Source organism: Binatus sp. (SeqCode), from assembly GCF_050013435.1.
Lineage (GTDB): Bacteria > Desulfobacterota > Binatia > Binatales > Binataceae > Binatus.
Map to the genome: position 1 here is coordinate 17,657 of NZ_JBEKFG010000040.1, position 13,714 is coordinate 31,370.

The 13,714-nt window shown below is 63.4% G+C and carries 14 protein-coding genes; 11 read left to right on the top strand and 3 right to left on the bottom strand.

Annotation, left to right across the window (positions count from 1 at the left end):
- Positions 1–200 precede the first annotated feature (200 nt).
- Positions 201–1,088: a transglutaminase domain-containing protein gene (locus ABSB13_RS09770; protein ID WP_428107750.1), complete on the bottom strand. Its 888-nt coding sequence runs from the start codon at positions 1,086–1,088 to the stop codon at positions 201–203.
- 30 nt (positions 1,089–1,118) lie between these two features.
- On the opposite strand from ABSB13_RS09770, the gene ABSB13_RS09775 reads away from it, so the two are divergent.
- Both ABSB13_RS09775 and ABSB13_RS09780 read left to right on the top strand, forming a co-directional pair.
- Positions 1,119–1,271 carry a hypothetical protein gene (locus tag ABSB13_RS09775; RefSeq protein ID WP_428107751.1) on the top strand — a complete coding sequence of 51 codons (153 nt, stop codon included), beginning with the start codon at positions 1,119–1,121 and terminating at the stop codon, positions 1,269–1,271.
- A 30-nt stretch (positions 1,272–1,301) separates the two neighbouring features.
- Entirely contained in the window at positions 1,302–2,915 is a 1,614-nt protein-coding gene (locus tag ABSB13_RS09780) for an FAD-binding oxidoreductase (protein ID WP_428107753.1), read from the top strand.
- Between the two features lie 13 nt (positions 2,916–2,928).
- Here the strand turns inward: ABSB13_RS09780 and ABSB13_RS09785 are convergent, their stop codons facing one another.
- Positions 2,929–3,246, bottom strand: coding sequence for a metal-sulfur cluster assembly factor (locus ABSB13_RS09785; RefSeq protein ID WP_424672492.1), 318 nt, complete (start codon positions 3,244–3,246; stop codon positions 2,929–2,931).
- A gap of 88 nt (positions 3,247–3,334) precedes the next feature.
- Between ABSB13_RS09785 and ABSB13_RS09790 the strand changes: the two genes are divergently transcribed.
- The 5 genes from ABSB13_RS09790 (at position 3,335) to ABSB13_RS09810 (ending at position 8,304) form a co-directional block, all read left to right on the top strand.
- Positions 3,335–3,679, top strand: coding sequence for a tetratricopeptide repeat protein (locus tag ABSB13_RS09790; protein ID WP_428107755.1), 345 nt, complete (start codon positions 3,335–3,337; stop codon positions 3,677–3,679).
- Positions 3,676–4,434 carry an SDR family NAD(P)-dependent oxidoreductase gene (locus ABSB13_RS09795; RefSeq protein ID WP_428107757.1) on the top strand — a complete coding sequence of 253 codons (759 nt, stop codon included), beginning with the start codon at positions 3,676–3,678 and terminating at the stop codon, positions 4,432–4,434. Before ABSB13_RS09790 ends, ABSB13_RS09795 begins: the two co-directional genes overlap by 4 nt.
- Positions 4,435–4,471: 37 nt before the next feature.
- Positions 4,472–6,013 (top strand): 4-alpha-glucanotransferase, encoded by a 1,542-nt coding sequence (locus ABSB13_RS09800; RefSeq protein WP_428107759.1) that lies wholly within the window; start codon positions 4,472–4,474, stop codon positions 6,011–6,013.
- 235 nt (positions 6,014–6,248) lie between these two features.
- Positions 6,249–7,295 (top strand): Vgb family protein, encoded by a 1,047-nt coding sequence (locus tag ABSB13_RS09805; protein ID WP_428107760.1) that lies wholly within the window; start codon positions 6,249–6,251, stop codon positions 7,293–7,295.
- Between the two features lie 115 nt (positions 7,296–7,410).
- Positions 7,411–8,304: an SDR family NAD(P)-dependent oxidoreductase gene (locus ABSB13_RS09810; protein WP_428107762.1), complete on the top strand. Its 894-nt coding sequence runs from the start codon at positions 7,411–7,413 to the stop codon at positions 8,302–8,304.
- Between the two features lie 30 nt (positions 8,305–8,334).
- On the opposite strand, the gene ABSB13_RS09815 is transcribed toward ABSB13_RS09810, so the two are convergent.
- Positions 8,335–9,345, bottom strand: coding sequence for an alpha/beta hydrolase (locus tag ABSB13_RS09815; RefSeq protein ID WP_428107764.1), 1,011 nt, complete (start codon positions 9,343–9,345; stop codon positions 8,335–8,337).
- A 96-nt stretch (positions 9,346–9,441) separates the two neighbouring features.
- On the opposite strand from ABSB13_RS09815, the gene ABSB13_RS09820 reads away from it, so the two are divergent.
- From ABSB13_RS09820 to ABSB13_RS09835, 4 genes are all read left to right on the top strand, one after another.
- Complete coding sequence (locus tag ABSB13_RS09820; RefSeq protein WP_428107766.1) at positions 9,442–10,239, top strand: methyltransferase domain-containing protein; 798 nt, start codon at positions 9,442–9,444, stop codon at positions 10,237–10,239.
- Position 10,240: 1 nt separating this feature from the next.
- Positions 10,241–11,272: an isoaspartyl peptidase/L-asparaginase family protein gene (locus ABSB13_RS09825; protein WP_428107767.1), complete on the top strand. Its 1,032-nt coding sequence runs from the start codon at positions 10,241–10,243 to the stop codon at positions 11,270–11,272.
- Positions 11,236–13,041, top strand: coding sequence for an ArnT family glycosyltransferase (locus ABSB13_RS09830; protein ID WP_428107769.1), 1,806 nt, complete (start codon positions 11,236–11,238; stop codon positions 13,039–13,041). Before ABSB13_RS09825 ends, ABSB13_RS09830 begins: the two co-directional genes overlap by 37 nt.
- 144 nt (positions 13,042–13,185) lie before the next feature.
- On the top strand, positions 13,186–13,714 hold a 529-nt coding region (locus ABSB13_RS09835; RefSeq protein WP_428107771.1), incomplete at its 3' end, for a protease pro-enzyme activation domain-containing protein.

Consider the following 13,714-nt stretch of genomic DNA (forward strand, 5'->3'; position numbering starts at 1 on the left):
CGCAGTGAGAAGACGCGAAAATCTGCGCAGCGCATCTTTTCGCGACTACGCGATGGGCAGGGCTGAGCCCTGCACCCAGTATTAAGGCCGCCCGCCGTTGGCGGGCGCGGCCGTGCACCCGGTAGTAAGAAAAGTGCGGGACTTTGCCACTGTTAGAACTTGTTAAGGGGGAAGACAGGAAGTGGTTGGGCGGCCGTGGGTCAGCTCGCGATCGGTTCGGGCGCGTTGCGCAACGCGTTGAAGACGACCGGCGGCACGCGCAAGCGATCGTCGGACTCGTAGATTGCGCGGACGTCGGCGAGCGCGTTGTCGCCAGCGAGCGTGAGAGCAGCGACGCGGTCGAGGAGCGCTTTTTTCTCGGGAGTCAGAGCATCGTCGCCCATCTCCATCAATCCCCAGACGTCCCAGGGCAACATCTCCATTCGGTTGAGCGACGCGAGGTCGCGCACCACGTTGCCGGCGATGAACCACAGCCCGCTCTCATGGATATGGGTGAGGCCGAAGCGGCTGGCGTCGGCGCGGCCGCAACGGCACATCTGCCACGCGTCGCCGGCGATGATGAAGCGGTCGCGCGGCACGTCGAGCGGATTGAAATCGGGGTTGAATGCCTTTCGTTGTACCGCGTCCAGCTGCGCGTCCACCAATATCCAGCGCGCATCCGCGGCGTTCCAATACTCGCACACCCAATGGTCTTCGAACTTGCCGGGCGTGAAGTATGTGCCGAAGCCGCATCGCGGGCGCGCCGGAACTCCCTGCTCGCGCAAGATAGAGCAGAGCATCAGTGAAAAATGACGACAGACGGTGGGCAGCCGGTGGGCGGGCTCGCGTGCGATCGTGAGCGGCCGCGCGTCGAGCACGTGAATCCGCGTCAGCATTTGCGCGATCGGACGGATGTGCCCGTTGTCGCGATCCTCTTCGGACAACTTGAGGCCGTACAAAAAAGGCGCAATGTCGCGATGAATGAGCACGCCTTGAATGACTTCGCATAGCGACGCGATGTCTCTGGGCATCGCGCTGAATTCGCCCGCGTGCGCTCCCAGAGCCGTCATGGAGCCACTGCGCTGGTAGTATTCCTGCGGGGTTTCCATGCGTCTCAGGCTATAACTTCGGTGCGATTTGTGGCAATCGGCGAGCTCCAGTCGTATCTCGTGCGGCGAATCTTTCTGTACGAAGTGGACGCCCTTGGCCGTCAGCTCGCGCAGGTGATTGTTGTTTGCGCTGGCGGGCGGGGCGGGCGCAAAATCGCGGCAGTCAGCCAGCTTGACGCATAGCAGCCTTGTCGTATCACGAGGATCAATCCGATGGCCGAGAATCGCAGGCGAAAGTTCTGGGGATGGGGCTACGAGGACCAGGGGCTCACTCCCGAACAGCAAAAGCATCTGGCCGAGCGAATCGCCCAGCGATTCGGGCTCGGGCCAATCGAGATCACGCCGGCGCCAAAGGAAAGCGAGCTGAATATCCGCGCGCCGCGGGTGAAACCACCGGCGGCGCTCGAAGCGATTTGCTCGACCAGCATCCACGATCGCGCCGGCCACACCTACGGCAAGAGTTCGGGCGATCTCAGGCGCGCGTTCCGCCGTTACTATCCAAATCCCATCGATGTCGTCGCGTTTCCGCGCGATGAAAAAGAACTGATTGCGGTGCTCGAATGGTGCGACGGCGCGCGGATTGCAGCGGTGCCATACGGCGGCGGCTCGAGCGTGGTCGGCGGAGTCGAACCACCCGAGGGCGACCGTTATCGCGGCGCGGTCTCGATCGATCTGATGCATCTGGACAAAGTCGTGGAAGTGGACCGGGTCTCGCGCGCGGCGCGGATTCAGGCCGGGGTGTATGGACCGGCGCTCGACGCGCAGTTGAAGCCGCACGGACTGACGATTCGTCATTTTCCGCAGTCATTTGAATTCTCGACGCTCGGCGGATGGATCGCGACGCGGTCGGGCGGGCATTTCGCGACGCTGTACACACATATCGACGACTTCGTCGAGTCGCTGCGGGTCGTGACGCCAACCGGAATCGTCGAATCGCGCCGCTTGCCTGGCTCGGGCGCAGGTCCGAGCCCGGACCGGATGTTCATCGGCTCCGAAGGAATCTTGGGCATCATCACCGAGGCCTGGATGCGGCTGCAGGATCGGCCGACGTTTCGCGCAGGCGCGTCGATTCCGTTTCCGAGCATGATCAAGGCGGCGGAGGCAGTGCGCCAAATTTCGCAGGCCGGGCTGTATCCCGCGAATTGCCGGGTGCTCGACGAAGGCGAGGCCTTCAATTCCGGCGCAGGCAGCGGCGATGAGGCCGTGCTGGTGCTCGCATTCGAGTCGGCGGACCATCCGCTGGAGCCGTGGATGAAGCGCGCGCTGGAGTGCTGCGCGGATCACGGCGGGAAAATCCCGGCGGACGCCGCGAAGACTCGCACCGACGCGGATGCGACGCACGAAGGATCGGCGGGAGCGTGGCGCAACGCGTTTCTGAACGCGCCCTACCTGATGGACACGCTAGCCGCGATGGGAATGGTGAGCGACACGTTCGAGACCGCGATCACGTGGGAGCGATTCCCGGAATTTCATCGCCAGGTGATGGAGTGCGCGCGCGATACGATAGCCCGAGTATGCGGCAAGGGCTCCGTCACGTGCCGATTCACGCACGTTTATCCCGACGGGCCGGCGCCGTACTACACGGTGCTGGCGCCGGGCAAACGCGGCTCCGAGATCGAGCAGTGGGACGAGATAAAAGCGGCGGTCTCGGACAAGCTGACGGCGCTGGGCGGCACGATCACGCATCATCACTCGGTCGGCCGCTATCATCGGCCGTGGTACGACCGCCAGCGTCCGGATGGATTCGCGCGCGCGCTGAAGGCGGCGAAACGGGCGCTCGATCCGCGCGGGATTCTCAACCCGGGCGTGCTGATCGATCCGGACTGAGGGGCGCGCGGGGCTAGTCGTCGAGGTCGAGTTGTTTTTTCGCCGCGTCGCTCATCATGTGCGGCGTCCATGGCGGGTCCCACACGATCTCGACGCAGGCGTCGTCGCAGCCGGGAATGCCGAGCAGCTTGTCCTGGATCTCCTGGGTGATCATCATGCCCATCTGGCAGCCGGGCGCGGTCAGCGTCATCGTAACATTGACGACGTGGTTGTCGATCGCGACGCCGTAGATAAGCCCGAGGTCCACGAGATTGACGGGAATCTCCGGGTCGTAGCACTCGCGCAGCACTTCGTAAACGTCTGCTTCGGTCGGTGCGGGCGAATTCTCCATAATGCGGAGTCTAGTATATAAGAGGATGGGTGTGCGCGAAATCCGCGGTGGCGCAACGTGCGGCGCGCGCATTAATTGGAGGTCCGGGATGCCCGACAAAGAAGAACTCTACGACCAGGCGATCGACGCATACGCCGACGACAAGTTCGACGAAGCGATCGCGCTGTACCAGCAAGCGCTTGAAATCGATCCGAAGTACGGCGATGCGATCCACGGCATGACGATGTGCTACCAGGCCAAGGGAGATCTCGACACAGCGATCGAGCTGACGAAAAAATTTATCGAGCAGGAACCGGAAGACATCCTGGCGTACACCAACCTCAGCATGCTCTATCAGAAGAAGGGCCTGGTGCCGGAAGCGGAAGCGGCCGGCGCTCAGGCGCGGCGGCTGGACTGGAAGCGACAACTCAAGGAAGGCAAGAAGCAGGAGTGAAACTCAAGGATAAAGTTGTACTGATCACCGGCGGCGGCTCGGGGCTGGGGCGCGAGATGGGACTGACGTTTGCGCGCGAGGGCGCCAGCGTCGGCGTCAACGACATCAGGCCCGAGTCGGCGCAAAACGTCGTGACCGAAATCGAGCGCGCGGGCGGCAAGGCGCGGCCGTTCGTTGCGGACGTGTCGAGCAGCGCGGCGGTGCGCAAGATGTTCGCCGACTTCATCGCCGCGTTCGGCACTATCGACATCCTGATCAACAACGCGGGCATCGGACGCACTCGCGACACGAGCGAGGTAATCCCGACGTACCAGAAGACCGACGAGGAATGGCACAAGATGCTCGCGACGCATCTCGACTCGACGTTCTACTGCACCCGCGAGGCGCTCAAGGTGATGATCCCGAAACAGTCGGGACGCATCATCAATATGGGCTCGGTCGCCGGCACCACGGGGCTGGCCTTCGCGTCGGACTACTGCGCGGCGAAGGGCGGGATCATCGCGTTCACCAAGTCGGTGGCGCGCGAAGTGGTCGCGGCGGGGATTTTAGTCAATTGCATCGCGCCCGGATTCATCGACACGCCGATGACCGCGTTCATCGAGGGCGAGTTTCGCCAGCAACTGGTGGCGATGACCCCGATGGGGCGCTTCGGCGAGCCGAGCGACATCGCGGCCGCGGCGCTTTTTCTGGCCTGCGAGGATTCGAAGTTCATGGTCGGCCAGGTGCTCAGCCCCAACGGCGGCTATGTGATTTGAACCCCCAGGATCGAGCAGACCGCTGGATGACGCCACCATGCTGACGCGTTCCGCGGGAATTCTGATTCCACTGTTCTCGATCCGCACGCGCAACAGTCTCGGACGCGGGGAAATACCGGATCTCGCGCCGATGATGGATTTTGCGCTGTCGATGGGTCATCGGGTGATCCAACTGCTGCCGTTGGACGAGACCGGCCCCGACGATCTCAGCCCGTACAGCGCGATGAGCGTGATGGCGATCGATCCGATGTACCTCTCGGTGGGCGGGCTGGCCGGCGTCGGGCGGGTCGTGCTGAGGCGCGCGCGCGCGGCGGTGGGGACGGCGCGCATTGTGCCGCGTTCGATCGTACGGCGGGAGAAATTTGCACTGCTCGAACGCGCGTACCGGGCGACTCGCGCGCGCGGCGGACGCGCCGACACTGCGCAACTCGACGGGTTCCTCGAGGACAACTCGTACTGGATCCGCGACTATGCGTTGTTTCGCGCGCTCAAGGAGCGCTTCAACTGGACCAGTTGGGAAACGTGGCCGGCGCAAATTGCGCAGCGCGACGCCGCCGCACTCGCAGCCGCGCGCCGCGAACTGGCCGGGCCGATCGAGATGTACGGATATTGGCAGTTCATCGCGCACCGGCAGTGGTCGCAGATGCGCGCGTACGCATCCTCGCACGGCGCGCTGATCGGCGGAGACCTCGCGTTCTCGCCACGGCGTGACAGCGCCGAGGTGTGGGCGAATCAGGACGAATTCGATCTGTCGCGCACCGTCGGCGCGCCGCCCGACGGTTTCAATCCCAAGGGGCAGCGATGGGGCTTGCCGATCCCCAACTGGGATCGGATGCGCGCGGGCGGATTCAAGCTGCTGCGCGCGCGCGCGCGTCGCGCCAGTTCGCTTTACGATTTGATTCGAATCGATCACGTCGTCGGACTTTATCGAACGTTCAATTTCGGTGCGGACCCGGACGCGGAGGGAACTTTTACACCGGCCGGCGAAGCGGATCAGCGGCTCCAGGGCGAAGCGGCGATCCACGCGATCAAACAGGAAGCTGGCGCGGCGGAACTGATCGCTGAAGACCTGGGCACCGTGCCGCCGTGGGTGCGCGAATCGCTCACGCGTTTCGGCGTGCCGGGATACAAGGTGATGCAGTGGGAACGCAACTGGGGCCACGCCGACGAACCATTTCTCAGCCCCGCGTCCTATCCCGAACTTTCGCTCGCGACCACGGGTACCCATGACACCGAACCGCTGACCGTGTGGTGGCGCGCGCAGCCGGTTGCCGAGCGTGAGAAATTGGTGCGCGCGCTTGGCCTCGAGAGGCAGGTGAAACCGCGTTCGATGCTCGGGGAAGCGGCGCGCGACGCGATCCTGGCCGCGCTGTATGCGGCGCCGTCGCGGCTCGTGATAATTCCGATCCAGGATTTGTTTGGATGGAGCGCGCAAATCAATCGGCCCGGAACGATCAGCGATTCGAACTGGACCTATCGAATCCCACTGACGCTGGAGCGAATGCGCCGCAGCCGCGCGATACAGTCGTGCGTCGCCAGGCTGCGCGAGATCGCCGTCCGCAGCGGGAGGTTCATGTAAATCCTGCCGCGGAGAACTCAATTGCATGTGAAACCCACCGTGGGTTTCACACTTCCTTGGGCAGGGGTAACCCCTGCACCTTAGTGATAAGAAGGATGCGGCCTGACGGCCTGTTAGAAGGGTTGGAAGTAAGGCCGTTCAAGTTGTGGCGCGCCCGCAGCTTGAACTATAAGCAACACTTGGCCGCGAAATCTGATCGGCATTAATCGGGGAGCAATTTTCCCCGGAGGCATCGATGGGACCATTGGACCGCGCGCTGAAATTTACCATTGTTGCCGCCGCAATCGCGATCGTGCAGGGATGCGCCGCGCAACAACCCTCGCCCTCCAAGCCCGCGCCCGGAGGTGCCGCCGCGGTTCCGAGCGCGACACCAACGCCGACCGGCGCTCCGCTGGGCACGCATGCGCCGTACGCAATCACGGCGGGCCTCGACGGCAATCTGTGGTTCACCGAGTACCAGGGCGACGGGATAGGACGGATCACCCCGTACGGCGCCACCAAGCGCTTTGAGATCGATCCCGGCGGATTCGCCGAACGGATCACCGCGGGCCCCGACGGCGCAGTCTGGTTCACCGATGCGGCCGGCAACCGGATCGGCCGCGTGGCGCCCGATGCAAAAATCGCGTACGTCAAATTGCCCCACTCAGACAGCGGACCGGCGGGAATCACCACGGGTCCCGACGGCAATCTCTGGTTCACCGAGCATTCGGGCAATCGCATCGGGCGGCTCAGTACCATCGGCACTCTGACCGAGATCGAACTGCCCAAAGGCGCCGGTCCCGCCGAAATAGTCGCCGGCAGCGACGGCAACCTGTGGTTCGCCGAGGATCAGGCCAATCGCATCGCGCGCGTCACCGTCGCGGGCTCGGTCAAGGAGTACCAAATCCTGGCTCCTCACAGCAGCCCGGCGATGATGACGCTTGGCGCCGATGGCAACGTGTGGTTCACCCAACCGCGGGTCAACAAAATTGGCAGAATCACGCCCGGCGGCTACATCTCGGAGTTTGCATTGCCCAATCCCGGTGTGCCGCTCGGAATCGCGGCGGGCGCCGACAAAAATATCTGGGTCACGGTGATTCGTGCGCATCTGATCTATCGCGTGACGCCACGGGGAGACTTCACGCCGTTCCCCACGCCTGAAAAGTCGATGGCGACTTTCATCACGGCCGGTCCCGACGGCCGCCTGTGGTTCACCGAGCCCAACGGCAAGATCGGCCGTCTCACGACCTCGGGAGAGGTCAAGGAATTCGTCTTCTCCGATCCCTACAGCGAGTCCAAGTGAGCGCGGCGGCGCGTCTGTTCCGCTCGCCGGGTTTTGCGCTATAAGCGCCCTATACGAACCAAAACGCTGGGCGCGTTTGGATTCCGGCATTATGCCGCAAGGGAGATATTGAGCAATGGGCAAGCTCGACGGAAAGTCAGCCGCCATCACCGGCGGTGGTCGCGGCATCGGCCGCGGCGTCGCGAGGGCATTCGCCGCGCAGGGATGCGCAGTGGTAGTCAACGATCTTGGCGTCACGGTCGCAGGCCAGAAGGAAACTCAATCGCCTGCCGACGACGTGGTCAAGGAAATCAAGGCCGCGGGCGGCAAGGCCGTTTCCAATCACATGGATATCGCCACCGTCGAAGGCGGCGAGGGCCTCGTCAACCAGGCGATCAAGGAATTCGGCAAGCTCGATATCCTGGTCAACGTCGCCGGCATCCTGCGCGACCGCATGATCTTCAACATGTCCGAACAGGAATGGGACGACGTGATCCGAGTGCACCTCAAGGGGCACTACTGCACGGTCCGTCCCGCGTCGGCGCATATGCGCGAGCGCAAGTACGGCAGGATTATCAACTTCTCGTCGAACTCGGCGCTCGGCAGTCCCGGCCAACCCAACTACGCCGCGGCCAAGGCGGGAATCCTGGGCCTGACGTACTCGAGCGCGAACTCGCTGCACAAGTATGGAATCACGGTAAATGCGATCATGCCGGGAGCGGCGACCCGCATGACCGATACGATTCCCGCGGGCAGGATGCCTGGCGCAACCGGAATCCCGCAGTCCGAAAATGTCGAAGGCACGCCGCGCGATCCCGCCAACGTCGCGCCGATCGTGGTTTTTCTCGCCAGCGACGATGCCGCGAACGTCACCGGGCAATGCTTTGGCGCGTCGGGCTTTCGCATCATGCGCTATCGGCACATCGTTCCCGACAAGATTCTGTATAACAACGGCCCGTGGAACATTGACGAGCTGTTCGAGCGGCTCAAGAACACGCTGCTGGTCGATCTGAGCCAGCCGCGAATGTAGCCGAGGGTTCCGCTTTTTATCCGCCCGCCGTCAATGCGCATGCGGCTTGGCGGCGGGCCGCTCAATGTCAAAACTCGCGTCGAGGAATTTAATGACTCGCGCGGCGTACCCGTTGGGATCTTCGTAGATCGCATCGCCGTGCCCGCCCGACGGCACCGTCCACATCTGCGCGTTGAAGCCTGCCGAGTCGAGCAACGCCTTACCGTCGGCAAGCGGCGTGATTTTGTCGTCACGATTCTGGATGATGAGCAATGAGCAAGTGCCCAGGTTGCCCGCGTCGGTGACCGGCGAGATATCGTACAGCGAGCGCCCGAACCATAGCTGCGCTTCCCACATTACCGTGCTGGCGAACGCGGGATTGAGCCGTGATATCGACGGGCTGCGCATGAACAACTGCGCGAGGTTCGCGTAGGAACCGTCGGCGATGATCGCGCTGAAGACCGGCTGCTCGGCCTGCGCCATGATCGCGCCGGCGGCGCCGTCGGATATTCCCAGCGCGGCGATTTTATCGAAGCCCTTCTCGCTAAGCGTGCGCGCGGTCGCCAGCGCGAATTTGCGCTTCAGCATTCCCCAGTTGGTTCCAAAGCTCGGATTGTTGGCGCTGTAGGTCGCGACCACGGTGTAGCCGGCGCCCAGCAGAAACTTGGCGTACGGAATCATCGCCACTTCGGGCGCTCCCGCCGCCGGCACGATCACCACCGCTTCGTTGCGTTTGCCCGGGAAATACCATCCGACCACGCTGAGCTGACGGTGGCGGATACCATCCTCTTCGACCACACCGCAGTCCAATCGCTCCGGCTCGACGCCGAGCGCGGTCCGGATGTCTGTCAGCGAGCCCCGCTGGAACGACGGGACGTGCTGTCCGAAAACGTCCTGCCTCCCCTTGCGGAGAAAGTCCGGGTACATCAACGATCGCGCGACGAAGAGGGCTGCCCCCATCCAAAGAATAATTGGGACGCCCAGCAGGATTGCGCCGATGCCAAAGATGCGCCGTCGCCTGCGCTTGGGCGCCGCTGCCGGAGATGCCGAAGGTTCACTCATCCGCTATGCTTGTGCACGATTACACGCTTCGCTGCAAGACGCGCTTGTGAGGGTTTCGTTGGCCACTTATGCTGCCTGACAGGAAAGGCGACGCTCATGGCCGATTGGGATCCCGAACTTTACAACCGCTTTCGCCGCTACCGCGCGGAACCCGTCGAGCATATTTTGTCGCGCCTGCAACTCGCCGACAACGAACTGATCATCGATCTCGGGTGTGGCTCCGGCGAGAATACGCTGGAACTGGCGCGGCGCAGCCCGCGTGGATCGGCGCTTGGCGTCGACGGCTCACCGGCGATGATCGAGGCGGCTCGCAAGCTGCTTGACGCCGACGCCGCCGGGCTCAAAGCGCGCGTCTCGTTCGAGTTGCTCAACGTTCCAGAGTTTCGCGCCGACCGCGCATACACGCTGATTTTCTCCAACGCCACTTTTCATTGGATTCCCGATAAGTTGGCGCTGTTCGCAGCGTGCTTCGACGCGCTGCGCCCGGGCGGATCGATCGTGGTGCAGATGCCTGCCAATGAGACCGAGACCGCGAAGATGGAGATCGGGCGGCTGGCGCGGCAGGCGCCATGGAACACGATGCTGGGCGGACGCGAGCATGCGTTTCACGAAGAGCCGCCGGAGTTTTACGCCGCGATGCTGGCGCGGCTCGGCTACGATCGCATCGACTGCTATCACCTGACGTTTCACCATCCGATGGATCGGCCCGCCGACGTCGTTCAATGGTACCGCTCGACCGGCTTGCGGCCCTTCCTCGATGCGCTCCCGGCAGATCGTCACGACGAATTTCTCGGCCAGGTGACCGCGCGGCTCAACTCGGCTTACGGCACTTCCGGGCCGATGACGTTCGACTTCAAGCGGCTGTTTATCTGGGGCCGCCGGCCTGGAACCTAAGATGGCGCGCGCGCGCAATCGCTGCGCACTCGTCGCGCACGGCGGCGCCGGTTCCGCCGGTCGTGGTGCGGAGCGCGCCGAGCGGCGTCGCGCGATGATGGCTGCGATGCGCCTGGGCGTGAGTATTCTTCGCGCCAACGGCAGCGCGCTCGAGGCGGTGGTCGCGACCGTCGCGGCGCTGGAGGATCATCCGCTCTTCAATGCCGGCTACGGCTCGTTGCTCAACTCCGAGGGCAACGTCGAAATGGACGCATCCGTGATGTTTGCCGAGCCGGTCGTTGCCGCGCCCACGCCCAGACCTGGCTCACGAGGCAAACGCGCAGGCCATGCCGGCCATTTCAATGCAGCCGAATATAGTGTCTCAGCCGGCGCGGTTGCCGCGATCAGCCGCGTGCGAAACCCGGTCATGCTCGCGCGCGCGGTGATGGAACATTCGCCGCACATCCTGATGGCGGGCGCCGGCGCGGAAAACTTCGCACGCAAGTCCGGCGTCCGGCTCGTGAGGCCCGAGGAAATGGTTACCGAGCGTGCACGCCAGCGATGGCGCGCGCGAAAGCAGCAGAGCGGGATGCTCGCGGCGCAGCGCGCCGCGCGCGCCGCGATGGGACACGGCACGGTCGGCGCGGTCGCCGTCGATGATCGCGGCGCGATCGCGGCTGCGACCTCGACGGGCGGAGTGCCGGGCAAACTGTTTGGACGCGTCGGCGATTCCGCGCTGATTGGCGCCGGCACTTTCGCCCACGCATTCGGAGCTGCGTCGGCCACCGGGCAGGGCGAGGCGATCATCCTGACCGCGCTCTGCCGAGAGGCGGTGTTGGCGCTCGCGGACGGCTCGCCCAACGCCGTCGCTCGCGAGGTGATCCTCGAAATGATCGACGCGACCGGAGCGGAAGCCGGAATAATACTGATCGACGTCCGCGGCAGAATCGGTTACGCCCACAACTCCGCCTCGATGCAGGTGGCGAGATACGACCGCGCGGGCGGACTGCGCCATCTGTGGCTCGCGCCGATCGCGACGGCCCTCCGGCCGTGACCATCGAGCGTCCAGATACTCCCGTGGATTCGGGCCGCGCCGCGGTCCTGCAACCCACAACGCTGGCGATTGCCGCGTTGTTCGCCTTCATCGTGCTCGTCCAAGGAATCAGCGCGCCGTTTCAGAAGGACGCGGAGCCGCAATCGGCCCAGTGGATTCAGAGCATCGTGCGCGACGGGCATTGGCTGATACCGAGCGACGCGTACGGCTACACCGATCGCAAACCCCCGCTCTTCTATTGGCTTTCAGCGCTCGTCGCCGATGCCACCGGCGCCACCGTCGACGAGGTTCGTGCGCGGGCAGTGTCTGTCGTGGCAGGCACGGCGCTCGCGACTGTTGTGCTCGCCTGGACGGTAGCCAACGTCGGCGCATCCGAAGGATGGCTCGCGTTTCTGTTCATGCTCGGCACCTACGGGTTCGCATCGCGCGCGACCGAAGCGCTGACCGACATGATCCTCACGTTTCTTTTGTTTACGGCGTATTGCACGATCGCAACTTTAGTTGAAAACTCGCAGCCCCAAGCGCGAGCCGCGCCGGGCCGGCCGATGCAAGCCGGCTTGATCCTCGGGCTGGCAGTGCTCGCCAAGGGTCCGATTGCAATCGTGCTGTGCGCGCTCGCCGCCTCGATCTATCTGCTGATCGAGCGCCGCAATCCCCTCGCGCTGCTGCGTCAGCGATGGCCCTGGCAGGTGGTCGCGATTGCGGTCGCGATCGGCGCAGTCTGGTACGTGCCGGCCGCGATTGCCGGCGGGAATAAAATCCTCAGGATCATCTTCGCGGAGAATTTCGGGCATTTCATGCCGGCCAAGCTCGGCGGGACGGGCGAGAGTTATCGGCCCTTCTATTTTATCGCCGCGCGCCTGCTGGGCGGCGCTTTCCCGATGACGCTTCTGATCGTGCCGGCCGCGCTCGCCTTTTATACCGGCGAGATTTCGGCGGGGAAGCGGCGGGCGGTGATCTACCAGATCAGCATGTCGCTCGCGGTGTTGCTGTTTTTCTCGATTGCGAGTGTCAAGCGCGACGATTACATCCTGCCCGCGCTGCCTGGGATTGCGATCCTGTGCGCGTCGGTGTTCGCGCTGGAGGTGCGCGGCTGGGCGTCGAAGCTTCGCGACGTGGTGGTCGCGGCATTCGTATTTGTCCCTATGTTTGGAATTCTTTTCATACTGTTTGTCGCGCTCTTTCCCGACCACTTACCACAATTAAAACTTCAATCGAGCGACGCGGCCTACTATGGGATTTTTCTGGGACTTCCCGTCCTCATGAGCGTAAGTCTTGTTTTCGGCTTTCCAATTGGGTTGGCCGGTGTTGGGATCGCGATATTCGGCCTCGTTGGGCGACGCACGATCGTAATCGGCTTCGGCTTCGGTCTCATCGCACTTGTCCTGAGCTCGTTCTGGACCTCGGTAATGCGGCCCCGCCTCGCGACGGAGCGCAGCGTGAAGAGTTTCATTCCGATCGTCGCGGAGCACGTCAAAGGCGATCAGTTGTGCATCCCCTCGGGCATCAACTACGAGCTGTCGTACTACTACGGCGCCGCGGTGCCCGACCTTAGCCATCCTCAATGCGCAAATGGCACCGCGGGCAAGCCGGTTTATTTGCTTTCGACGCCGCGCGAGATGGACGCGATGACGCCAGAGTATCGGGCGCGGCTCAAGCTTATCGCGAAGTCCAATCTGATCGGTGGCGGCGGACCGCCGGCGCTGTATGAAATCTTGCCAAGTGGCGCGAACGGGGGTTTGAAAGGCGCCGACGGAGCCACCAAATAGAGAACCGAATAGAGAACCGATGGCTGACCGCGTCGAGCATGCGGAATTGAACTCGAATTCGGGCTTAAACTTTGCGTTTGCGTTAAGTCTGGCGCCAATGCGAGTCTAAACGAGCTAATACAAGTCCGACATAGGAAGGCAAAAATGGCAACTCCGGCGAGGGTGCATGGGGCGCGTCTATGGTTGTTGTTCGTGTCGTTCGCTTTGGTTCTCCTGACTAAACCATCGATAGCAAGCGCCAGCGCCGAGCATCCGACGCAAGCTGCACCCGCGACGGTTCGTCTGCCGGGCCACATGCTGCCCGCGCTGTCGAAGGCGACCATTGTTCCTTCGAGCGCCAGAGCCGAAAACGAACCCATCACGCTGACGCTCGTGCTCAAGCGCGACGACCAGGGCGGCTTCGAGCGCTACCTGCATGAGATCTACAACCCCAAGTCACCCAGCTTCCATCGCTTCCTGACGCAGCGACAGATTGCCGATCGCTTCGGCCCGAGCCGCGCCGATTACGATTCCGTCCTGCGCTGGATGAGATCGAAGGGATTGCGGCTTGAGCGCGGCTCGAAGAATCGCTTGACGCTCACGATGCGCGGCACACGCGCGGATGCAGAGCGCGCGTTCGACGTGCGGATCGCGGACTATCGCATCGGTGGCCGGACTTTTCGCGCTAATGACG

Bases quoted from the DNA above. Each gene is read 5' to 3' on its own strand.
- ABSB13_RS09785 (WP_424672492.1), bottom strand. From the start codon at position 3,246: ATGGAGAATTCGCCCGCACCGACCGAAGCAGACGTTTACGAAGTGCTG.
- ABSB13_RS09780 (WP_428107753.1), top strand. From the start codon at position 1,302: ATGGCCGAGAATCGCAGGCGAAAGTTCTGGGGATGGGGCTACGAGGAC.
- ABSB13_RS09800 (WP_428107759.1), top strand. From the start codon at position 4,472: ATGCTGACGCGTTCCGCGGGAATTCTGATTCCACTGTTCTCGATCCGC.
- ABSB13_RS09810 (WP_428107762.1), top strand. From the start codon at position 7,411: ATGGGCAAGCTCGACGGAAAGTCAGCCGCCATCACCGGCGGTGGTCGC.
- ABSB13_RS09805 (WP_428107760.1), top strand. From the start codon at position 6,249: ATGGGACCATTGGACCGCGCGCTGAAATTTACCATTGTTGCCGCCGCA.
- ABSB13_RS09820 (WP_428107766.1), top strand. From the start codon at position 9,442: ATGGCCGATTGGGATCCCGAACTTTACAACCGCTTTCGCCGCTACCGC.
- ABSB13_RS09815 (WP_428107764.1), bottom strand. From the start codon at position 9,345: ATGAGTGAACCTTCGGCATCTCCGGCAGCGGCGCCCAAGCGCAGGCGA.
- ABSB13_RS09825 (WP_428107767.1), top strand. From the start codon at position 10,241: ATGGCGCGCGCGCGCAATCGCTGCGCACTCGTCGCGCACGGCGGCGCC.
- ABSB13_RS09790 (WP_428107755.1), top strand. From the start codon at position 3,335: ATGCCCGACAAAGAAGAACTCTACGACCAGGCGATCGACGCATACGCC.
- ABSB13_RS09770 (WP_428107750.1), bottom strand. From the start codon at position 1,088: ATGGAAACCCCGCAGGAATACTACCAGCGCAGTGGCTCCATGACGGCT.